The sequence below is a fragment of the Gluconacetobacter azotocaptans genome (genome assembly GCF_014174355.1).
GTDB lineage: Bacteria > Pseudomonadota > Alphaproteobacteria > Acetobacterales > Acetobacteraceae > Gluconacetobacter > Gluconacetobacter azotocaptans.
Genome location: NZ_JABEQF010000003.1, coordinates 261600 through 282952, shown reverse-complemented (window position 1 = coordinate 282952; position 21353 = coordinate 261600). Strand labels below are relative to the sequence as shown.

24 protein-coding genes and 1 tRNA gene are annotated in these 21353 nt (G+C 67.6%); 6 read left to right on the top strand and 19 right to left on the bottom strand.

Annotated features, from left to right (window positions below; translation table 11 throughout):
* Positions 1–7: 7 nt before the first annotated feature.
* The 7 genes from HLH34_RS05320 to HLH34_RS05290 all read right to left on the bottom strand — a co-directional run bounded on the left by HLH34_RS05320 (position 8) and on the right by HLH34_RS05290 (position 6573).
* Positions 8–811 (bottom strand): aminotransferase class IV, encoded by an 804-nt coding sequence (locus tag HLH34_RS05320; RefSeq protein WP_183118547.1) that lies wholly within the window; start codon positions 809–811, stop codon positions 8–10.
* Positions 808–2196, bottom strand: a complete 1389-nt coding sequence (locus tag HLH34_RS05315) for an anthranilate synthase component I family protein (RefSeq protein WP_183118546.1) — start codon at positions 2194–2196, stop codon at positions 808–810. The genes HLH34_RS05320 and HLH34_RS05315 overlap by 4 nt, the downstream gene beginning before the upstream one ends.
* A 70-nt stretch (positions 2197–2266) precedes the next feature.
* A complete protein-coding gene (ptsP, locus tag HLH34_RS05310) occupies positions 2267–4153 on the bottom strand; it encodes a phosphoenolpyruvate--protein phosphotransferase (RefSeq protein WP_183118545.1) in 1887 nt (628 codons plus the stop codon).
* Positions 4140–4445, bottom strand: coding sequence for an HPr family phosphocarrier protein (locus tag HLH34_RS05305; protein ID WP_182944679.1), 306 nt, complete (start codon positions 4443–4445; stop codon positions 4140–4142). The genes ptsP and HLH34_RS05305 overlap by 14 nt, the downstream gene beginning before the upstream one ends.
* Before the next feature lie 7 nt (positions 4446–4452).
* Complete coding sequence (locus tag HLH34_RS05300) at positions 4453–4950, bottom strand: PTS sugar transporter subunit IIA (protein ID WP_183118544.1); 498 nt, start codon at positions 4948–4950, stop codon at positions 4453–4455.
* Positions 4947–5990 (bottom strand): RNase adapter RapZ, encoded by a 1044-nt coding sequence (gene rapZ / locus HLH34_RS05295; protein ID WP_264784260.1) that lies wholly within the window; start codon positions 5988–5990, stop codon positions 4947–4949. Before rapZ ends, HLH34_RS05300 begins: the two co-directional genes overlap by 4 nt.
* A gap of 130 nt (positions 5991–6120) precedes the next feature.
* Positions 6121–6573, bottom strand: coding sequence for an HPr kinase/phosphorylase (locus HLH34_RS05290; protein ID WP_183118542.1), 453 nt, complete (start codon positions 6571–6573; stop codon positions 6121–6123).
* A 170-nt stretch (positions 6574–6743) separates the two neighbouring features.
* On the opposite strand from HLH34_RS05290, the gene HLH34_RS05285 reads away from it, so the two are divergent.
* Complete coding sequence (locus tag HLH34_RS05285; protein ID WP_183118541.1) at positions 6744–7067, top strand: Rid family hydrolase; 324 nt, start codon at positions 6744–6746, stop codon at positions 7065–7067.
* Positions 7068–7081: 14 nt separating this feature from the next.
* Here HLH34_RS05285 and HLH34_RS05280 read toward each other — a convergent pair whose 3' ends face one another.
* From HLH34_RS05280 to HLH34_RS05255, 6 genes are all read right to left on the bottom strand, one after another.
* The gene (locus tag HLH34_RS05280; RefSeq protein ID WP_264784258.1) at positions 7082–7585 is read right to left on the bottom strand and encodes a UPF0262 family protein; all 504 of its coding nucleotides are present in this window, start codon (positions 7583–7585) and stop codon (positions 7082–7084) included.
* Between the two features lie 71 nt (positions 7586–7656).
* Positions 7657–8583, bottom strand: a complete 927-nt coding sequence (locus HLH34_RS05275) for a 2-hydroxyacid dehydrogenase (RefSeq protein ID WP_183118540.1) — start codon at positions 8581–8583, stop codon at positions 7657–7659.
* A 97-nt stretch (positions 8584–8680) separates the two neighbouring features.
* Positions 8681–9436: a 2-keto-4-pentenoate hydratase gene (locus HLH34_RS05270; protein WP_264784257.1), complete on the bottom strand. Its 756-nt coding sequence runs from the start codon at positions 9434–9436 to the stop codon at positions 8681–8683.
* Between the two features lie 83 nt (positions 9437–9519).
* Positions 9520–10947, bottom strand: a complete 1428-nt coding sequence (locus tag HLH34_RS05265) for an MFS transporter (RefSeq protein WP_183118539.1) — start codon at positions 10945–10947, stop codon at positions 9520–9522.
* Positions 10944–11948: a Gfo/Idh/MocA family protein gene (locus HLH34_RS05260; protein ID WP_183118538.1), complete on the bottom strand. Its 1005-nt coding sequence runs from the start codon at positions 11946–11948 to the stop codon at positions 10944–10946. Before HLH34_RS05260 ends, HLH34_RS05265 begins: the two co-directional genes overlap by 4 nt.
* Positions 11949–12267: 319 nt before the next feature.
* Positions 12268–12804, bottom strand: coding sequence for a heme-degrading domain-containing protein (locus tag HLH34_RS05255; RefSeq protein WP_183118537.1), 537 nt, complete (start codon positions 12802–12804; stop codon positions 12268–12270).
* A 185-nt stretch (positions 12805–12989) separates the two neighbouring features.
* On the opposite strand from HLH34_RS05255, the gene HLH34_RS05250 reads away from it, so the two are divergent.
* Entirely contained in the window at positions 12990–14027 is a 1038-nt protein-coding gene (locus tag HLH34_RS05250) for an L-idonate 5-dehydrogenase (RefSeq protein ID WP_183118536.1), read from the top strand.
* Between the two features lie 27 nt (positions 14028–14054).
* Here HLH34_RS05250 and HLH34_RS05245 read toward each other — a convergent pair whose 3' ends face one another.
* Both HLH34_RS05245 and HLH34_RS05240 read right to left on the bottom strand, forming a co-directional pair.
* Positions 14055–14465: a YjjA family protein gene (locus tag HLH34_RS05245; protein ID WP_183118535.1), complete on the bottom strand. Its 411-nt coding sequence runs from the start codon at positions 14463–14465 to the stop codon at positions 14055–14057.
* 82 nt (positions 14466–14547) lie between these two features.
* Positions 14548–14856 carry a YggT family protein gene (locus HLH34_RS05240; RefSeq protein WP_183118534.1) on the bottom strand — a complete coding sequence of 103 codons (309 nt, stop codon included), beginning with the start codon at positions 14854–14856 and terminating at the stop codon, positions 14548–14550.
* 131 nt (positions 14857–14987) lie between these two features.
* Here HLH34_RS05240 and HLH34_RS05235 point away from each other — a divergent pair.
* A tRNA-Ala gene (locus tag HLH34_RS05235) sits at positions 14988–15063 on the top strand.
* Between the two features lie 131 nt (positions 15064–15194).
* Here the strand turns inward: HLH34_RS05235 and HLH34_RS05230 are convergent.
* The 4 genes from HLH34_RS05230 to HLH34_RS05215 form a co-directional block, all read right to left on the bottom strand.
* Positions 15195–15506, bottom strand: coding sequence for a hypothetical protein (locus HLH34_RS05230; RefSeq protein WP_183118533.1), 312 nt, complete (start codon positions 15504–15506; stop codon positions 15195–15197).
* A gap of 274 nt (positions 15507–15780) precedes the next feature.
* Positions 15781–17250 (bottom strand): diguanylate cyclase domain-containing protein, encoded by a 1470-nt coding sequence (locus tag HLH34_RS05225; RefSeq protein ID WP_220792041.1) that lies wholly within the window; start codon positions 17248–17250, stop codon positions 15781–15783.
* A 306-nt stretch (positions 17251–17556) separates the two neighbouring features.
* Complete coding sequence (locus tag HLH34_RS05220; RefSeq protein ID WP_183118531.1) at positions 17557–18252, bottom strand: aspartate/glutamate racemase family protein; 696 nt, start codon at positions 18250–18252, stop codon at positions 17557–17559.
* Positions 18249–18863 (bottom strand): LysE family translocator, encoded by a 615-nt coding sequence (locus HLH34_RS05215; RefSeq protein ID WP_183118530.1) that lies wholly within the window; start codon positions 18861–18863, stop codon positions 18249–18251. The genes HLH34_RS05220 and HLH34_RS05215 overlap by 4 nt, the downstream gene beginning before the upstream one ends.
* A 111-nt stretch (positions 18864–18974) precedes the next feature.
* Between HLH34_RS05215 and HLH34_RS05210 the strand changes: the two genes are divergently transcribed.
* From HLH34_RS05210 to HLH34_RS05200, 3 genes are all read left to right on the top strand, one after another.
* Positions 18975–20438 (top strand): aminotransferase-like domain-containing protein, encoded by a 1464-nt coding sequence (locus HLH34_RS05210; protein WP_183118529.1) that lies wholly within the window; start codon positions 18975–18977, stop codon positions 20436–20438.
* A 92-nt stretch (positions 20439–20530) separates the two neighbouring features.
* Positions 20531–21013, top strand: coding sequence for a phosphate-starvation-inducible PsiE family protein (locus HLH34_RS05205; protein WP_183118528.1), 483 nt, complete (start codon positions 20531–20533; stop codon positions 21011–21013).
* Positions 20985–21302 (top strand): DUF2171 domain-containing protein, encoded by a 318-nt coding sequence (locus HLH34_RS05200; RefSeq protein ID WP_244959661.1) that lies wholly within the window; start codon positions 20985–20987, stop codon positions 21300–21302. Before HLH34_RS05205 ends, HLH34_RS05200 begins: the two co-directional genes overlap by 29 nt.
* Positions 21303–21353 lie beyond the last annotated feature (51 nt).

Below are 21353 nucleotides of genomic sequence, written 5' to 3'. Positions count from 1 at the left end.
GGTATTCCTACGAATACACACAGGCCCGCATGGCGTCCGCCATTCCCGCGTTACGCGCCAGGACCACCCCGTCCAGACGGGCGACCTCGCGCACCGACAGGCTGCTGGTCAGGAACACGCCGTCGGCCTGGCGCAGATCGTCCAGTTCCAGCGGGGCCTCGTCCAGCATCCCCGCCGCCAGCAGGACCGCACGTGCAATGCCCGGCAGCGCGCCCTCGGCCACCGGCGGCGTCACCAGCCGGCCCTGGCGGTGGATGACGACGGTGCTGGCCGAGGCCTCGGCCACCCGGCCGGCCAGGTTCAGCATCAGCGCCTCGTCGCCGCCCTGCCGGGCGGCTTCCAGCCGCGCCAGGATGTTGGGAAGGTAGTTCAGGCTCTTGATCCGCGAGAGCGGCGAGGCCTCGTCCCGCCGGATCTGTGTGCTGACGATCATGTGCGCGGGCGGCGGCGGGGTGGCGGGCGGCAGGGCGGGCGTGACCAGCAGGGTCGGCGACGGCTGGGCCGGGGGCATGACCCCGCGCGGGCCGCAACCGCGCGTCAGCGTCAGGCGCAGCGATCCGTCCGTCATGTCGTTGCGCCGTACCACCTGGCGCAGCGCGTCTTCGACCCGGTCCAGGTCCGGCCTGGGGAACATCAGCACTTCCGCCCCCTGGCACAGCCGGTCCAGATGCCGGGCGACATGGGCGATACGGCCGTGGGCCACGCGCATCGTCTCGAACACGCCGTCGCCCAGGGTCAGGCCGCGATCACCTGGGTCGATGCGCGCTGCATCGGCCGCCACCAGCCCGTCATTCAGCCACAGCCACCTCATGATCCGGCCGTCCCGTCGAACAGAGACAGCAGCGGCGCGATCTTCAGGCACATTTCAGCATATTCCCGATCCGGATCGGACAGGATGGTGATCCCGCCCCCCGCCGCGGCCTCGATCCCGTGCGGGGTCGTCGCCAGCGCGCGGATGATGACCGAACTGTCCATCGCGCCGTCGGTTCCGATGCGAAAGACCGCCCCACAATAGGCGTGCCGGGCCGAGGCTTCCAGCGTGTCGATGATCCGCATCGCCTGCTGCTTGGGCGCGCCCGTGACCGAGCCCGGCGGCAGGGTGGCGCGCAGCAGGTCGAAGGCATCCCGCCCCGGGGCCAGGACCGCCCGCACCTCGGACACCAGGTGATGGACATGGGCGAAGCGTTCGACCGCCAGCAGTTCGGGGACATGGACGCTGCCGATCCGCGCCACCCGGCCCAGATCGTTGCGCATCAGATCCACGATCATCACATTTTCGGCCCGTTCCTTGTCGTCCGCCGCCAGTTCGGCGCGCAGGGCCGCGTCCTCGTCGGCGGTGGCGCCGCGCGGGCGGGTGCCCTTGATCGGCCGCGTCCGCAGGGTGCCGTCCGCCCCCAGATGCACGAACCGTTCGGGCGACGCCGACAGCAGGCCGAAGCCCGGCCCACAGGCCAGCCACGCCCCGAACGGCGCGGGCGAGGCGCGGCGCAGCGCGCGATAGATGTCGATATCCGCCAGGCCGCCGGGACGGACGGCGCGCATGCGCCCGGTGATGTTGACCTGGAAGATGTCGCCGGCGGCGATCCGTTCCACCGCGCGGGCCACCGCCGCGACGTAGTGGTCGGGCGTCTGGTCGGGCACGAAGCGCAGGTGCGGCAGGGGGGCGGGCGGCGGCGCGGTCGCGATCGCCTGCCACTCCGCCATGGTGCGGGCGAAGAGGGGGCCGGGTTCGGCACGAATGCTCGCCAGATGCACCCGCCGCGCCATGCGGTCGAACAGCAGGGCATGATCGTAATAGCCCGCCGCCAGATCCGGACAGGCCGGATCCGGGGCATGGCGGGTCGCCACCCCTTCCAGGCGCTGCCCCACCGCGTAGCCCGCGAAGCCGATCAGGCCGCTGGCGAACGGCCAGTCGCCGGCCGGGATGCGCGGCGGCAGCAGGCCGCGCAGGACCGCCAGCGGGTCGATGTCTTCCCCCGCCCCCTGGCCCGCGACCGGCACGCCGTCCAGGCGGCAGACCCCGCCGCGCCAATCGACCACATGGATCGGCCGGCGGCACAGGATGGTCCAGCGTGCGCGCGGGCCGACCTCTCCACCGCTGTCCAGGCAGGCCAGCCACGGTTCGTCCCGCCAGGACCACAGCACATCGTCCGGATCCCGCCAGGGCAGTTCGACCGCACGGACTGTCATCACCATCGGGGCGATGATCGGGCTTTGCCCGAACCCACCAGGGCCCCCTGGCCGGACGCCAACCACGCCCCGGACATCATTCGCCGGCGGCGAAGGCGTCGATCAGGGCGGTCACTTCATCGACGCCCGACACCTGCATCACGCGATGGGCCAGGCGCCGGCAATCCTCGAACGACAGGGCGCGCACCACCCGCTTGACGCGCGGCACCGCCGAGGCGGTCATCGAGAACGACCGCAGGCCCAGCCCGATCAGCAGCGGCACCACCCGGGGGTCGCCCGCGATCTCGCCACAGACCGAGATCGGCCGATACTGGCGCAGCGCAGCCTCGGTCACCGTCTGGATCAGGCGCAGCACGGCGGGATGCAGCGGGTGATACAGCGACGCGACCTCGGCCGAGGCCCGGTCCACCGCCAGGGTGTACATCGTCAGATCGTTGGTGCCGATGGCCAGGAACTCGGCCTCCTGCGCCAGGGCGTCGCCCATGATCGCGGCAGCCGGCGTTTCCGCCATGATGCCCAGCGGCGGCAGGGTGTCGCCCAGCTTCACGCCCCGGCGGCGCAGGCGGCGGGCGACGCGATGATAGATCTCGCGCGCCTCGCGGATTTCGTGCGCCGAGGTCACCATCGGCAGCATGACGCGAACCGGGCCGGCCGCCGACGCCCTGAGAATGGCGGCGAACTGCGTTTCGAGGATCGCGGGATGGCGCAGCAGCAGGCGCAGCCCCCTTACCCCCAGCGCGGGGTTGAGATTGTCGCCCGCGTCCGCCAGGCCCGCGCGGGTCAGGGCCTCGCTCTGCTTCTCGCCGCCCCAGTCGACGACGCGGATGGTGGTGGTATCGCCGGCCATCGCCGCGATCACTTCGGTATAGACCGCTTCCTGTCCGTCCTCGTCGGGCATCGTCTGGGCGTTGATGAACAGGAATTCGGTGCGCAGCAGCCCGATGCCCGACGCACCGGACTGCGCGATCAGCGGCAGTTCGGCGGGCAGTTCCAGGTTGGCCTGCAATTGCAGCTTTTCGCCGCTGGACAGTTTGGCCGGCAGGCGGCGCAGACGGCCCAGCGCCTGGCGTTCGCGCGCGTAGTCGGCCACGCCGCGACGGGCGGCCGCCAGCGTGTCCTCGCCGGGGTCGATCACCACCGTGCCGGCGCTGCCGTCGACCACGATGGTGGCGCCGTCGCGCACCCGCGCCATCAGCCCGTGGACGGCCAGCACGGCGGGAATGCCCAGCGCGCGCAGCATGATCGCGGTATGGTCGGTCGACCCGCCCTCTTCGGTCACCACCGCGACGATGCGCGACGGGTCGATCAGGGCGGCGTCGGAGGGGCGCAGCTGTTCGGTCACCAGCACCGCGCCCACGGGCAGCGCGTTGAACGAACGGAAAGGCATCTGGCCCAGATTGCGGACCAGCCGGCGCCCGATCTCGCGGAATTCGCCGGCGCGGCGCTGGGCGGCGGCGGCGTCCTCGCCGGCCGGCGCCGGGCGACCGGGCCCGCCCAGCATGGCCTGCGCCAGGGCCTCGGCCTCCTGCCGGACGGCGGCCTCGGCCAGCAGCCCGTCCTGGGCGATACGCTGCCGGATGCCGCGTTGCAGCCGCGACGGGCCCAGCATCCGGCGATAGACCTCCAGCAGCGACCCGATTTCGAGCTTGCTGTCCTCGGGCAGCAGGGCCAGCCGGTCGCGCAGGCGTTCGACCTGCCGGATCGACCGTTCGATCGCCTCGGTCAGGCGGGCCTGTTCGTGGGCGGGGTCGTCGGCGCGCGCGGCCTCGTCGATATCGGGCGCGGGGCCTTCGACGGCCATCGCCGTGGGGCCGATGGCGACCCCATGCGCGGTCGCGTCCCCTTCCAGCCGGTATTCCGCCAGCACCCGGGTCCCACGGTCGGCGGCACGCGCGCGCCGGCCGCGTCCTTCGGCGGGGACGGCGCCCGAAACGCCGCTGGACATGCCGTCAGTCGTCTTCATGGAAGCCGGCCTCGACCAGGGCCACAAGGGCCTCGACCGCCGCATGGGCATCCCATCCCGTGGCCAGCAGCATGATCGATTCCCCCCGTCCCGCGCCCAGCATCATCAGCCCCATGATCGAACGGGCCGAGACGCTCTGGTCGGCGCGCGCGACCTCGACATTCGCGTCGAACTGCTCGGCCACCGTGACCAGCTTCGCCGCCGCGCGCGCATGCAGGCCACGGCGATTGACCATGGTCACGGTGACGGACAGAACTTCGGGGTCCTGGGGATCAAGCCCGGCCGTGGACATGCCCGGATCAGCCGGCGGCGACCCGCCGCGGCGCGGCGCGGTACGCCACCTGGGGCGGCACCTCTGCCGGGCGGTCGCCATACAGGCAGCTGCGCGCGCCGCCCAGGCACTGCGGCGGCAGATGCGAGGCGGTGGAGATGTATTTGCGCCCCGCGCCTTCGGCCAGGTCCGCGCATTCGGCCAGCGTATGGCCGTTGCGGATCTGCGCCAGCTTCACCAGCATCGGCACGTTGACGCCGGCCAGAACCTCGACCCGTCCGTCTTCCAGGGTGGAAATCGCCAGGTTGGACGGCGTGCTGCCGAACATGTCGGTCAGCAACAGGACGCCGTCGCCAGTATCGACGCCGGCGATCGCCGCCTGCAGATCCCCGCGACGCAGCACGGGGTCGTCCTCGGCCTCGATATTCAAGGTGGACAACTGGCGCTGGGGCCCCACCACGTGTTCCATCGCGCGTTTCAGGGTTTCCCCCAACTCGCCATGGGTGACGAGAACCATACCGATCATGAAGAATATCGTCCTTCCACGACGTCCGTCGCGTATTCCTTCGGCCGGCTGGCCCATCGCCAGCTGCAGCGTCCCTGTCGGGCGAGCTCGCGGTGCATGACGATGACCGGCCATGCCCCCCGCCCATCCGCCATAGCCGATTGCACATCGGGCGGGCCAGAGGCCTTTTCAATATGGGGGGCAGATTCCGTTCTGTCACGCTCGGCAAGCCGTCCGGCCAGGGCTTCGACCAGCGTCACCGACCGGTGCCGCCCGCCCGAGCAGCCGATGGCGATGGTGGCGTATTTCTTGCCCTCGCGCACGAAGCGCGGCAGCACCAGGTCCAGCATTCCGTCGATCTGGTCCAGGAAGCGCAGATAATCGGGATCGGCGCCGACATAGGCCGCGACCGGGGCGTCCAGCCCCGTCAGGCTGGACAGGGCGGGGTCGTAGTACGGATTGCGCAGGAAGCGGGCGTCGAAGACCATGTCGGCCTCGCGCGGCAGGCCGGCGGGAAAGGCGAAGGACATCAGGGCGACGGTCAGGCCCTCGGCCATGCGGCCGCCCCACTGGCCGAAGCGCGTTTCGACGATCTGCCGCAGTTCCGGCGGCGGCAGGTCCGAGGTGTCGATCACCACGTCCGCCGCCGCCCGCAGCCGGGCGGTCAGCGCGATCTCGGCCTCGATGCCTTCCTTGACCGTGCCGCGCATCGCCAGCGGATGGCGGCGTCGCGTCGCGGTATAGCGGCGCAGCAGCACGCTTTCCTCGGCGGTCGCATAGATCAGTTCGGCCTGCAATTCCGGATTGACGCGCAGCCGCGCCAGCGCCGCCAGTACCGCCGTGGCGTCGAACCCCCGGGTGCGGGAATCCACGCCGATGGCCACCGGCTGTTCCGCACGGGTCACGATCTCGTCCAGCATGCCCAGCGGCGGGTTGTCGATCACCTCGTGGCCCAGATCCTCGAGGATGCGCAGAATCGAGGATTTTCCGGCCCCGGACAGGCCGGTGACCAGCAGGATGCGACGTGGCGCCGGCACTCCGTCATGTGAAGAATCCGTCACGGGAAATCCTGGCTGGACAACGGGCCGAACCGTTCGGAAACCGCGAACGGTCGTCGCGCCGCACATGGATAGGCAGTCGACGCCCCTGCATCTGACACCGAACGGGCGGGCAAGGAAAGAACCGCACGCATCACATCTGCTCGGACGTTAACATTTTGCAACGCCCATCCAGGCAGTCAAGGGCCAGATTGACCCGTGCCACGGCCGACGGCAAAGCGGGATCGATCCGGATTTCCGGCAGGCCCGTCACCCCGTCCTGTCCGGGCACCGGCAGGCGGTCGGGCCATTGCCCCGGCCCGACCAGGCGCACCATCAGCACGGCGCGCGCGCGGGCCAGGAACGGCATCCGCGCGATCCCCATGCCGCGGACTTCGATCAGCCCCGCCAGACGCGCCGGGGCCGAGGCCCACCCGTCCAGAAAATCGACCCGGTCGTCGGCGACCAGATCGTAGCCGGCATCCACCAGCCGCAGCAGCAGGTCCGATTTCCCCGCCCCCGACGGCCCCGTCAGCAGGACGCCTTCCCCGCCGCGCGCGGCGCAGCTTGCATGAAGCTGCACGCCGCCCAGACCGCCCCGATCCATTTTCACCCTCCCCGCTTGTCCCGACATGCGGACGACCGACATGATCATTGCCGTTATGGCCGCAGGGGCACAGGCTGGACCGGAAGCGCATTTCAGCGGTTGAAATTCATCGGAAACGGAATATGACGATTCCGTTATTTTTGCGATAGGCAAAGGAGCGTCCGCACGACATGACGGGACAGGACATCCATGTTCACCATCTGACGGGGATCGACCGGGCAACCGGCCAGGCCGGCCCCGGCCTGGTCGAGCAATGCCGCCTGGCCCTGGACCACGGCGCGGCGGTCCTGGCGCGGAGCGGCCATGCCATGCAGGACGTGACGCGGGTTGTCTTTCTGCTGAACAACACCGATGGCTTCGCCGCCTGCTTTCCCCACCTGCGCGAAGCGTTCGGAGCGGGCCGCCCGGCCACGACCCTGCGCCTGGTCCCCGGTTTCGACGATCCCGAGGTCCTGATCGAGATCGAACTGGTGGTGGGACAGCCCGACGCCTGAGGCCCGCTGTTCCCCTATCGGCGCTGTTGCAGGATGCAGGCCAGGGTGAACAGCCGGCGCGCGGTTTCGGCATCCATTTCGATCTTGCCCCGCAGACGAGCGATCATCAGTTCGGCGCCGTCATTATGCAGGCCGCGCCGCCCCATATCTATGGCGCGGACCCGCATCGTGTTGCCCTCGGTCACCGCTTCGTCGAAACTGTCGACCAGCAGGATGTAATCCTTGATCAGCCGCCGGAACGGCATCAGCGAGACCCGATAGATCCGCAACGGCCGGTCGTCGTCGGCGTGACGCAGGTCGAAGATCAGCCCGTTGGTCTGGACCGACAGATGCAGGTTGAACGGCCCGGTCAGCCCCTCGGGCATGAAACGGGCCGTCTGCCGCAGGTCGGCGATCGCCTGGTCGACCTCGTGCCGCCGGGTCTGGCTGGCCAGTTGCCCGTCATCCAGGTCGTCGAGGATGACATGGGCCAGGGTTCCCGGCCCCGCGTCAGGCCCCGTGTCAGGCGATGAATGCACCGAAAACCCTTCCTGTGGTCCCAGGCCCCGACACGCCCCGGGGCCGGGAACCGCACCGGGGCGTCCTCATGCTACACGACCGGGGTCAGCAGCGACTCCCCGGCGAACCAGGCCGCAAGGTTGCGCACGACCAGGTCGCCCATGGCCAGGCGCGTCTCCACCGTGGCACTGGCGCGATGGGGCTGCAACACGACATTGTCCATCGTCTTCAACGCGTCGGGCACATGCGGTTCGTGCTGGAACACGTCCAGCCCGGCGCCACCCAGCGTACCGGCCTGCAGGGCGGCGACCAGCGCGTCCTCGTCAACCACGCTGCCGCGCGCCACGTTGATCAGCACGCCCTCGGGGCCCACGGCTTCCAGCACCGCCTGGTTGACGATGTTGCGCGATTGCGCGCCGCCGGACGCCGCGACGACAAGGATATCGCTGGCGCGCGCCAGTTCGACCAGGTCGGCATGGTAGGTGTAGCCGGTCTCGGGGAATTCGCGGATGTCGTGATAGGCGATGGGCATGCCGAATGCCTGGCCCCGGGCTGCGATCGCGCGGCCGACCTGGCCCAGGCCCAGGATCCCCATCTTCTGTCCCGTGACGGTGTGGCCCAGCGCCAGCGGCGCCGTACCCCACGACCCGGCCCGGACATAGCGGTCGCCGACCGCCAGCCCACGGCAGGTCGCCAGGATCAGGCCCAGGGCCATGTCGGCGACATCGGCGGTCAGCACGCCGGGCGTCGTCGTTACACGGATGCCGCGTTCACGCGCCACGTTCAGGTCCACCGCGTCGGTACCGATGCCGTTGATCGCCACGATCCCCAGTTCCGGCAATGCCGCCATCACGTCGGGCGGCACGCCCACGCCCCCGCCCGTCGCAATCCCGCGGATGGACGACGCGACCCCCTTCAGGGCCGCCACGTCGGTGAAGCGATGCACGGTATAGGCATCGTCCAGCGCCTTTTCGATCTGCGGCATCATCGGTTCGAGCAGGAGAATGTCGGGTTTCATTCATGGTCTCCGGTCTTCGCCCGGCATGGCGGGCGGGGGAATGGAACAGGGTTGAGGCGGCCGGGCCCGGCAGATGCCAGAGTCAGCAGTGCCAGGGTCAGCAGGTGATCGACAGCGTGCCCAGATGCGCGAAGGTCGCGCTGACGCGGGCGCCGGGTGCGACGAAGATGGTGCCGGTCGTCGACCCGGTGGTGACGATCGCGCCTTCGGCCAGGCCGCCGGCGTACCGCGCGGCGTGCCCGGCCAGCCAGACCAGCGTGCGGATGGGGTCGCCCGCCGAATTGCCGCCGACATGATCGGCGACCACCTTGCCGTCGATCGTCAGGATCACCCGTTCCTCCAGCGGAACAAGCGATTGCCAGTCGGCGACCGCGGGGCCGACGAACAGGGCGCCATGGCTCTGCTGGTCGGCCAGATGGTCCAGCGCCGGCTGGCTGCCGGGGGTGACGAAGCGCGTGTCCACGATTTCGATCGCCGTGTGGACCGAGGCGATCGCGTCGCGGATTTCGGCGGTGGTGTAGGGTTCGTCGCGCGGGGGCAACGCGCGGCCGAACCGGTAGGCGATCTCGGCCTCGACGCCGATATGGCGGCACAGGCCCGGCGGCAGGACCGTGGTGTCGTCGAACAGGGTCGCCTGCAGGATCGGGGCAGCGAAGGGCTCGGCCTCGGGGGTGCGTGCCCCGACCTTCCATCCGGCGATCCGCCCGCCCAGGGCGCGGATGGTTTCGTGCTGCACCGCATAGGCGTCGGCGGCGGACACGACCCGGTACCCCTCGGGCAGGCGGGCCAGGGGCGGGGCACCGGACCGGACCCGGAGAAAGGACCCGGCCAGATGATCGACTGAAGCGGTCACGTAAATACTCCTGCACGCCAACTCGGAACGACGCCACGATACCGCCCCCGGCGGCGAAAGCCATCCGGGGGCGGCGCGGCTCTTCAGCTATTGATCAGGTCCCGCCGGTCCAGCAGGTCGCGATCGCGCGGTTCGGGCGCGAACAGGGTCGCCACGATGGTCATGCAGGCCAGCAGCATGACATACAGCGCCAGCGGCAGCCACGAGATCAGGCCCGGACGGGCCGCGTCGGCATAATGGCTGGACACCATGGCGATGATCACCGACCCCACCAGCGGGGCCAGGCCGCCCGACAGCACGGCCGAGATCTCGCGCGTCATCGACACGCCCAGATACCGGTGACGGCTGCCGAACATTTCCGGCAACAGCGCCCCCTGCGTTCCGAACATCCCCCACGTGGCGCAGCCCAGCGCGATCGACAGGGCCAGGATGGTCAGCGGCAGGTAGCCGAGGCTGAGGGTGTACCAGACCGGGATCGCCGCCACGAGTTGCAGGATCGCGAAGGCGCGATAGACCTTGATCCGCCCGAACCGGTCGCTGAGCATGCCGGCGGCCGGCACGACGAACGCCCCCACGATCGCGGCGCACAGCAGGGACAGCGCGCCGGTCGCGTTGCGCATGCCCACAACATTGACCGAATAGCTGACGGCCAGCACCTGGTAGATCGAGGACCCGCCGTTTTCCGCCATCCGCAGGCCCATGCCCAGCAGGATCGTCTTCCACGATTCCCGCACGACCTCGGCCAGGGACTGCGACTGCGCGCGCTCCTCTTCCTCGATCTCGGCGAAGGCCGGCGATTCCTTCAGCTTCACCCGCATGTACAGCGCCACCACCAGGATCAGCGAACTGAGCAGGAACGGCAGGCGCCACATCCAGCTGTCCAGGACGTCCCGGACATGGAACAGCAGCCCGAAATATACCACCGCCGCGACGACGGTGCCGATCTGGATGCCCAGGAACGGCAGTGCGGCATAGAATCCCCGCTGTCCCTTCGGCGCGTATTCGGTCATCAGCACGGCGGCGCCCGCCTGTTCCGCGCCGGCCCCCAGCCCCTGCAGCAAGCGCAGCACGATCAGCAGGACCGGCGCCCAGATGCCGATGCTCTGGTAGGTCGGGATCAGGCCGATCGCGGTGCTGGCGCCGCCCATCAGGGTGACGGTGATCAGCAGCACCATCTTGCGCCCGTACCGGTCGCCCATCATCCCGAACAGGATGCCGCCCACCGGCCGGACGGCAAAGCCCAGGAAATAGGTGCCGAAGCTGGAGATCAGCGCGATGCTGGGGCTCTGGTGCGGGAAGAAGAGCGGCCCGAACACCAGTGCCGCCGCCAGGCTGTAAAGCGCGAAATCGTAATATTCGAGGGCGCTGCCCAGGGAACTGGTCCACGCCGCGCGGCGCAGGTCCGCCGTCGTCACGGTGTGGTGCGCCATCCCCGCATCCCGGGTCGCGGCGCGCGGCAACGGACCGGCGGCGCGCATCTGCGCGGCCCCGGCAAGAATTGGCTGTTTCATGTCACGTCTACCCCGATCTCGCGTCCGGTTCTGGCGGATTCACGCAGGGCCAGCGCAATGGCCAGCGAGGCAACCCCATCCTCGCCGGTGGCGGCCGGCAGGCCGCCGCCATGGATGGCATCGGTGAACAGTTCCAGGGCTCGGTGGTAAAGATTATGGTGCTTCAACGGAATTTCACGTTCGCCATCCCCATCGCGCACCGACACGGTGCCGATCGGGCGCTGGCTCATGCAATCGCGGCCGATGATGACGCCGCGCTCGCCCATGATCTCCACCCCGCCCGGGGCATAGGGCACGGTATAGCCGCCATGGATCTGGACCAGCATGTCGTCGGGAAAGCGCAGGACGGCCATGATCCCGTCCTCGATCCCGTCCTGGGCCAGACGGCCGCTCTGCGTCATGGCGAAGACGCTGATCGGGTTCTGGTCGAACAGGAAACGCAGGGTGTCGATATCATGGATGGTGCTGTCCAGGATCACCCCGCCGCCCTGGTCGTTGACGCGCCAGCCCTGCAGGGCGGCGGCCAGGAAATTGGCGTGGAAGACCCGTCCGGCGATCAGCCGCCCGACCCGCCCGTCCTCGATCATGCCGTGGATCGCGATATGGGTCGCCGCGTTGCGCAGATGGTGGTTGGTGCCCAGCACGACGTTGCACGCACGGCAGACGCGGACCATCTCGTTCGCATCCTCGACCGACAGGGCAAGGGGTTTTTCGCACAGCACATGCTTGCCTGCCCGCGCCGCGGCGATGGTCTGCTCGAAATGCAGGCGATTGTTCGTGCTGATGTACACCGCGTCGATGTCCGGCCTGGACAGCAGATCGTCCAGCGACGTGGTGTGATAGGCAATGTCGTTGTCGCGGGCGAAGGCGGCGCCGCGCTCGGCACTGCTGCTCAGAACCGCGCGGACCTCGCCTCCGGGCTGTGCCCGGATCGCGTCGATGATCCATTCCCGTGCGACATTGCTGGCACCTATCAGACCCCATCCGGTCGGATGCGTCATTCCGTCCTCCCTCGAGGCGCCAGGCCCCGGTCCGTTCCCGTTATGTTATTGTTGAGATTGCCGTGGCGGTCGGACGTTGCACCAAAAAACACGATACGGCGCCGAGAGTTCCACAGGGCCGTATCCGGCCCCCTCCCTCGCGTTGCAGTCCTGTCTGTCGGTCGTCCGGGCAACCCGTTTCCCGGGAACGGCATGGCCGCCGCCCCCGCAGGATACGCATTGGCATGATAGAGGGCATCGCCCCATGCGCCGCAAGCACCCGCGGAGGCGATCTACTTCACAAATTCGTATTTGTGCGCTGCAAAATTTATAAACGCAATCAGGGCTGAAGCTGAATCCCATTCACCGGGACGTCCAGGAACGCGCCCAGCGCCTCGACCACCAGCCGGTGGTCCTCGCGTTGCGGCAGGCCGGACACGCAGACCGTGCCCACCACCCCGACCCCGCGCACACGCAGCGGAAAGGCGCCGCCAAAGGGGGCGTACTCGGCCTCCGGCAGGCCGAAACGCGTGGTGATGGTCTTGCCTTCCTGCTGCAGCAGCAACCCGATCGCATAGGAAGGGCGATGAAAGCGTTCGGCCACGCGGGTCTTGCGCGCGATCCAGCCCAGATTGTCCGGCGTCGCCCCGTCCAGGCACGCGCTGAACAATGTCTGCCCGCCGCGCCGGATGTCGATCGCGATCGGGTGGCCGCTGTCCGCCGCCGTACGCCGCAGCCAGCATCCCAGTTCCCAGGCGTCGTCCTCGGTCAGGCCGGGCAGGACCAGATCGCCCTCCTGCCGGGCGATCAGTTCCAGGTCCCTGACCACCGACGACACGCCGCTGGCCGCCCCGCCCGTTCCTGCCTGATCCGCCATCCATGTGCTCCATGCCTGTACGACGCCGCGATGCGGCGACATGATGTGCCGCGATAGCACCGAAAACCTCGTGGCGGCCGAGAGTGACTTTATCGTGATTTCTGTCGCCCCCCATCCGGATCAATAGTCGCGGCACGCCTTGCCGGCTCCCCCTTTTCACTGCGGATATCGACGCGATGGATCTCATGACGGATCTTTCCACCACCGACGCCCTGGTCATCCATGGCGCGGGCGACCTGCGGATCGATTCGATCGCACTTCCACCGCCCGGCCCTGACGAGGTCAGTGTCCGCATCGCCTGGGGCGGCATCTGCGGATCGGACATGCATTACCTGCACCATGGGGGGGTGGGCGCATCCGTCCTGCGCGAACCCATGGTGCTGGGGCATGAGGTGTCGGGCATCGTCGTATCCTGCGGCGCCAACGTCACCGGTTTCCAGGCCGGGGACCCGGTCGCGATCCACCCGGCCCGCCCGTGCGGGACATGCCCCGAATGCCGGCGGGGGCTGCATAACCTGTGCCGCAACATGCGGTTTTTCGGCAGCGCGGCCTACCTGCCCCACACCCATGGCGGGTTCCGCCGGACCATGACCGTCGCCGCGTCGCAACTGCATCATCTGCCGCCGGGGCTGGATCTGCGCCGCGCGGCACTGGCCGAGCCGTTCGCGGTGGCGCTGCACGCCATCGCCCGTGCCGGGAATTGCGCCGGGGCCTCGGTGCTGGTCCAGGGGTCCGGCCCCATCGGGGCGCTGATCGTCGCCGGCCTGGCCGTGCGGGGGGCCGCCCGCATCGTGGCCACCGACCTGCATGATTTTCCGCTGTCGGTCGCCCGCCGCCTGGGCGCGACCGAGACCTGGAACACCGCCACCGCCGCCCCGGACGAGGAATTCGACATCGTGTTCGAGGCCACCGGCGTCGTCCGGGCCCTGCCCTTCGCCATCGCGCATACACGCCGGGGCGGCGTCCTGGTCCAGGTCGGGATGTTCCCTCCGGGCAATATCGAAGTGCCGATGGCGCAGATCATCGCGCGCGAACTGGATTTGCGCGGATCGTTCCGATTCGATTCCGAATTCGCCGACGCGCTGGCCCTGCTGGCGACGCATCCCGACATCGCAGACGGGCTGGTCACCCACGAATTCGGCTTTACGTCCTATGACGCCGCCTTCACCGCGTCGTCCGACCGGCAGAGCGCGTCGAAGGTGCTGCTCAGTATCGGCGAATAAGGCGGCAAGGGGCGATGCCCCTTACGGTTACAGCAGCGATTGCGCGCGGCTGAGGACCATGTTGCAGATTTTCTGTGTCATCTGCTGCTTGATGCCCTGACCGGCGCCGGCCAGCGAGAATGTCCCGCCATTTCCGGTATCCAGCAGGCCGCGCTGCCCGGCCTGGTACTGGCTGCTGTCGGTGCCGGTCTTCTGGCCCAGGGCGCTCATGACCGGGGACGCCGCGCCGGCACCCAGGTAGTTGTTCTGCACGCAGAACCCCAGCACGCCCGCCAGATTGCCCGGCGCCGCCGACGTCACGGACGGCATCCCCAGCCCACTGCCCATATTCATGCCGGGCATCCCGGGCATGCTCGGCATCTGCGCCCGCGCCGCCCCGATACCCGCAGCGAGCGCCAGAACGGCAAGAGCCGACGAAACGGCGATACGTCCGGTCATGGCCATGTCCTTTCTCTTGTCACGCCGGCCATCGTGGGCCGGAATTATGTCCGCTTCGTGAAGGATGAAAATTGCCCGTCTCTCAGGGTATGCCGCCGATGATCAGGGCAAAATAAAGCTGCCGCAGCAACGGGGTGAGCAGGTATTGGATCAGCAGCAGCAGCACCAGCGGGCTGAAATCCATGTTGCCCATTGCCGGCAGGATACGGCGGATCGGCTGCAGGACGGGTTCCGTCAGGCGATTCAGGAAACTGCCGATATTCCACACGATCCGGTTACGGGGATCGAGCACGCCGAATCCATAGAGGAAACTGAACACGCACGAGATCACCAGCACCCATGTGTATAGCCGGATCAGTTCGAACAACAGGGTGAAGACAAGAGTGATCAACGCGGCAATCCCCTGCGATGGCTGGACGGAAATCCTATCGCCAGCCGCAGGCCGGCACAACTCCACCCCGCCCCCGGATCGCCGCTTGACAAACGCCGGCGTGCCGTTATTTATCCAGCGCGTCAGGCAGTGGGGCTGTAGCTCAGTTGGGAGAGCGCCTCGTTCGCAATGAGGAGGTCAGGGGTTCGATTCCCCTCAGCTCCACCACTGGCTGACTATTTTCCTCAAAAAATCAGAGCCTTGAGAGAAAAGGGTAAATCCTGCCCTTCTTGCTGCCCCTCCCGCGCGACCAACGTCGCACGGTCGAGCAAACAGCAGTGCATCACGGCCCTGCCCCGTCAGATGACCTCGTAGGCGAAGAAGGTCGAGATCAGCGCGATCGCGATCAGCCCCAGCAGGAAGCACAGGTCGGCGGAGGCCTCGCACAGGGCGCCGAGACGCGGGCGGTTAGGATGCCGCATCGCAATATAGGACCATAGTGCGCTGGCCAGGAAAAGCAGCGAGGTCAGGGCGGCATATTCGTCGACATGAGAGGGGCCGACACGGGCCTCGACGACCTTGACGAGCCCGATCAGCGTCACGCAGACGCCGATCATCGTCCCCGCGCTCTGTAAGATATGGTGCGAAAGCGTGGCTGGCCGGTTGTTCATGTTATCGCCCTTTCATCCCCATCCCCCGGCCAGACAACGTTGCTGTACGGCGACGGTTATGCGGGTTCGACGCGGACGCGCCCCATGGCCCGGTTTGGATTTGGGGCGCCGCGCCCGCATCAGGGTGCGCTCGACCTCCACCGACAGATCTGTGAAAATCTTCGCCTAACGCGGTTCTCTGCCGGCAGGAAATTCGGGCTTTGCCCGAACCCGCCAGGGCCTGAGGCCCTGGACCCCGATCATGGATAAGCGGGCAGCGCCCTGGTGGGTGCCGCTACCGCCACGTGCTCACGCGTGGCGGAGGGGCTTCGACAACGTGGTCGTTGAAGAGGGAGTAGCCGTTGCGCCCCGACGCCTTGGTCATATAGAGGGCGATATCGACCCGACGCATGATGTCGTCGGCATTGATGCTGTTCGATTCAATCGTCGCCGCGCCGATACTGGCGGTGACCGACCGTTCGATCCCGAAAAACAGATACGGTTCGCGCAGGCTGTCCGACAAGGAGGCGCAGAGAAGATCGAGCTTTTCGTATGAGAACGTCCCGGGAATGATCGCCGCGAATTCGTCGCCCCCATAGCGGGCCACGCAGCCCTGGAAGCCTTTGATCAACTCGATCAGTCTTGCGCTGAACACCCTGAGAAAATCGTCTCCCGCCTGGTGTCCCAGACTGTCGTTGATGCCTTTGAAATCATCGATATCGATGAACAGTACGGCGCCGGGCGTGGCGTTCCTGATCATCGAACGGAGGGCGGTTTCGAACATCTGGCGATTCATCGCCGACGTCAGCATATCGTGCGTCGCGACGTGTTCCAGATTGACTTTCATCAGCAGGAGCCTGCGGGTATAGCGCCGTCTCTCGCCAATGGCATTGTTGATCGGCAACACCACCAGGAACAGCGAGAACAGGTACGGCTGCAGCATATCCTCGCGCATGAGATGCCCGTCCGGCGACAGCTGGGCGATCGGCCCGAAGCCGTGCGCCGTCAAAGCCGAGGCAAAGATCGAAACGAAGAAGATCGAGATAAGAATCCAGATCGGCCTGGCATGGAAGCCCAGCATCGCCAGCACCGGATAGACAAACAGAAACAACGGCGATCTGGACCAGGAGAAACTCAGGATCGTCAACAGGATGCACAGCATAAGCAGGGTAACGGCCTTGCCGTCGGGATCGGGGTAGGGACGCGCGCGCAGTGACGATCGCACCAGATGAAGGGCCGCAGGCGTGGCCAGCATCAGGCCGAGCGCGTCGCACAAAACCCATTGCAGCCATTCCGCGAACGGCGTGCCGGGGTCGTTCAGGAACACGGTCTCGATCAGGACGCCGATCCCGGCCTCGGTGGCAGCGGACAGCATCGCGATGATCGTGAACGCCACGAAACGGTGCGGACGGGTCAGGTCCGTAAGCGCACCACAGAAACGCCGGGTGAACGGCGCGGCAAGCAACACCAGAATCACGTTGAGAATGCATGCGAGCAATGACTCGGGCGGCGACAGGGCGCTCAGCTTGTTGATGAAGAAATTCAGGAGCAAGCACGCCACCACGACAAAGACCGAAAGGCGTGCCCGCAGGGTGAGCAGGGCGACAAGCATCGCCGCATTTGCCGGCCAGAAGGAAGAATAGCCGAACTCGTCAGAGCAGAGGAAGCGCGTGGTCAGGGCGCTTACCCCGAAGGCCGCCACCAGCAGGACGGCGCTCTTGATACCCCGTTTGGACTCAGCCGGTCGGCAAGGTCTCCAGCCCAATCAGGTTCTCCACATCAACGAGACGGTGACAGACCGAAGTTGCCGGCGATCCCGTGCCTGCCGTGTTCCTGTGGTAGCGTACGCCTCTTCCTTGTTCCTTTTCAATACTTGGCGGACATCAGGGGCAAAACCTTTGGACGCAATATCGCGACCCTGTGTCCAGATATTGCGATGCTGAATTCCAGAGGGCGGCGGGTCAAGGAGGATAATCCTCCTTATTGTATTGTTTCCGACACAAAAGCCAGGATCTTCGTGATCACGCGGATCGCGCTCTGCCCCCTGCGCGGACATTCGGCGATCGGGAGTTCATTTCTCCAGGCTCATCGTCACTGCGGCATGGGCATGGAGCGCGGTGGTGTCGTACAGCGGCACCGGGCTGTCCTGCGGGCCGAGCAGCAGCATGAGTTCCGTGCAGCCCAGGATGATTGCCCCGGCCCCGCGTTCCACCAGCCGCCCGATGATCTCGCGGCACGCCTGGCGCGAGTCCGGCAGCAGACGCCCCTGCACCAGTTCCTGAAAGATCACCCGATGGATCGTCTGGCGGTCGCCCGCGTCCGGGACCAGCACGTCCAGGCCGTGCCGCCCGGCCAGGCGGCCCTTGTAGAAATCCTGCTCCATAGTGAAGGCCGTGCCCAGCAGGCCCACGCGATGCAGCCCGTCCGCGCGGATGCGTTCGGCCGTCGGGTCGGCGATGTGCAGCAGCGAAACGCCGATGGCGTCCTGCACGTCGTCGGCCATGCGGTGCATGGTGTTCGTGCAGATCATTACGAAGGCTGCCCCGCCCCGTTCCACCCGCCGCGCCGCGTCGATCATCAGCGCCGTCGCGTCGTCCCAGCGATCGGCGCGCTGAAGGGCCTCGATCTCGGCGAAATCGAACGACCACATCAGGCAGCGCGCGGAATGCAGCCCGCCCAGGCGCTGGCGCACGCCCTCGTTGATCAGGCGGTAATAGACCGCCGAACTCTCCCAGCTCATGCCGCCGATCAGGCCGATCGTCTTCATCGCGCGGCGGCCTCCTGCATCAGGGGGTAGAGCGACGCCACCAGCAGCAGCGCCATCGCCAGATTGAAGCCGCGCAGGATGGCCGGCCGCGCCAGCCAGCGCCGCATGCCCGCGCCGAACCCCGCCCAGAGGCCGACCGTCGGCAGGCTGATCGCCCCGCAGATCAGGCAGGCGACCAGCAGGTTGAACAGGAATTCGTCGCGGGGCGTATAGGCGGACACGATGCCGATGGCTATGACCCAGGCCTTCGGGTTCACCCACTGGAAACCGGCCGCCTGAAGAAAGCCCAGCGGCCGCCCGGCCCCCGACGACGACGCCCCGGCGCCCGCCTGCGCGATCTTCCACGCCAGCCACAGCAGGTAGACCGCGCTGACATATTTCAGCAGCACATACAGCCAGGGCAGCCGGTCGAAGACCGTGTCCAGCCCCACGCCCACCAGCCCCACCATGACCACGAAGCCGGCCGAGACGCCCAGCATATGGGGCAGCGTCCGCCGGAAGCCGTGCGTCAGGCCCGACGCCGCCAGCATCGTGTTGTTCGGCCCGGGCGTGATCGACGCGACCAGGGCGAACACCGCCAGGGGGCCGAAACTGTGCCAGAAGGCGGACATGGGTAAATCTCCGTTTGCGGGAAGGTGCCTGCCGACAGTATTGACGATCTGGCCGGAACAGGACCGGTACAGTTAACCCCCCTTTCGCCATACTGTACCGGGAGTTGGACCATGCCAGTTGAACACCCCCGCCCTTCGGGCCTTCTGCCCCGCTGGCAGCCGGTGCGCGGGGGCGACCGGACGCTGGTCGCGCAGTTGGAAGACGAGCTTTCGGCCCGCATCGCCGACCATGCCCTGCGCCCGGGCAGCCGCCTGCCGTCGGTACGGCGCATGGCCGACAGCGCCGGCGTCAGCCGCTTTACCGTCGTCGAGGCCTACGAACGGCTGGTGGCGCGCGGCCTGGTCGAACCCCGCCACGGGTCGGGCTATTTCGTGCGAACGCGGGCGGCGGCGGCGCCGATCGCCGATGCGGTTTCGCCGGCCGGCGTGCCGTCATCGCGACTGGATGTCGCATGGCTGCTGCGGGGCATGTTCGATGACGGCGCGCCGGTCGCCATTCCGGCCGCCGCCGGCCTTCTGCCCCCGGGCTGGCTGGATGCGGAGATGATCACCGCCGCCATCCGCGCGGTCGGTCGCCAGGCCGGCACGGAATTCCTCGATTACGGCCATCCGCGCGGACATCCGCCGCTGCGCGCGCAACTGGCCTCGACCTTGCAAAGCCAGGGCATCGCCGCCCATCCCGACCATCACCTGATGACGACGGCCGGCGTGACCCAGGGGCTGGATTTGGTCCTGCGCCTGCTGGTGCAGCCCGGCGACACCGTTCTGGTCGAGGACCCCGGCTGGTTCCTGCTGTTCGGGCGGCTGGCAGCCTATGGCACGCGCATCGTCGGCGTGCCGCGCGGCCCGGACGGACCCGACCTGGAGGCGCTGGACCGGCTGGCCGCGGCGCACCGGCCCCGGTTGTTCCTGATCAACAGCGCGGTGCATAACCCGACCGGCCATACGCTGGGCGCGGCGGCGGCCCATGACGTGCTGCGCCTGGCCGAACGGCATGATTTCCTGATCGTGGAAGACGACACCTATGCGGATTTCCACCCGGGCGTGCCCATCCGGCTGGCGACGCTGGACCGCCTGCGCCGCGTCATCCTGGTCGGGGGCTATGCCAAGACGCTGGCGGCGGGCCTGCGGGTGGGGATGCTGGCCGCGCGGCCGGACCTGATCGCGCGCCTGACCGAACTGAAGCTGCTGGCCGGGCTGACGACGCCGCGCCTGGGCGAAAGCGTGGTGCATCGCCTTCTGCACGAAGGCCATTATGCGCGACACCTGACCCGTGTGCGCCAGCGTGTCGACCAGGCGCGCCATCACTGCATCGAGGCCCTGACCGGCTGCGGCCTGATGCTGCCGCACCTGCCCTATGCGGGCATGTTCGTATGGGCCGATTGCGGGCGCAATTCCGAAACCGTCGCGCGCCTGGCCGCGGAACACGGCGTGCTGCTGGCGCCCGGCTCGCTGTTCTCGCCGATGCAGGCCCCGTCCACCATGCTGCGCTTTACGGTCAGTGTCGCCGACCAGCCGAAATTATGGCCGGTCCTGCGCGCCATCCTGGCCGAGGCAGGCGCACAGGCGGCCTGAATTCCCCCCGCCCCTGCCTTCCGACCTTACGGTGTCTAAGCGATCGCGTTTCTGTTACCTTGGCCTCATAGGATAGACAGAGGCGGACCGAGATGATTTCCCGAATACCAGGCTTCCTGCAGACGGCGAAAGCATTCGACCTGTTCGAAGAATGCGCGATGCTGGTGCTGACGTTCCTGATCGTCATCATTGCCAGCCTGTCGCTGTTCCATGTCGTGGTGGCCGTCGGACACATGCTGCTGACCACCGGCCTGTCGCCCACCAGCCCGCAGGTGCTGCAAAGCGTATTCGGCATGTTCTTTACCGTCCTGATCGCCCTGGAATTCAAACATTCCATCCTGGTACTGCCCGACGTCCAACCGCACAGCATGGTCCGCATGCGCTCGGTGCTGTTGATTGGGATGATGGCCACCGTGCGGAAATTCATCGTCCTTGACCTCAACGGCGTGAATGTCCTGGAAATGTTGGCGCTGTCGGCCGCCGTCCTGTCCCTGGGGATCGTCTACTGGCTTATCCGCACGCCGGCCCCGGCATCGTCCACGGCGGATGACATCCACCACGCGGAACACCCCTGACGAGCGCCGCAACCGGGCATGCGATGCCGCGTTAGACCGGGTCTGGAGCATTGGAGAAAATCCGATGGTTGACCTGACCCGGATCAAGGAACATGCCGATGTGATCGGTGCCGACGGCGTGCATGTCGGCACCGTCGATCATGTCGAGCACCATCGCATCCGACTGGCGAAAGCAGACGCCGCGGACGGCAAAAATCACTACATCTCGATCGGCCTGATCGCCGGCGTCGAAGGCGACACCGTGCGGCTGTCGGCGAATGGGGACGTCGCGGTGACGTTCGAGGAATAACACCGGCTGGCGAGACAGCCCGGGCTCTGCCCGAACCCGGCAAGGATTTCA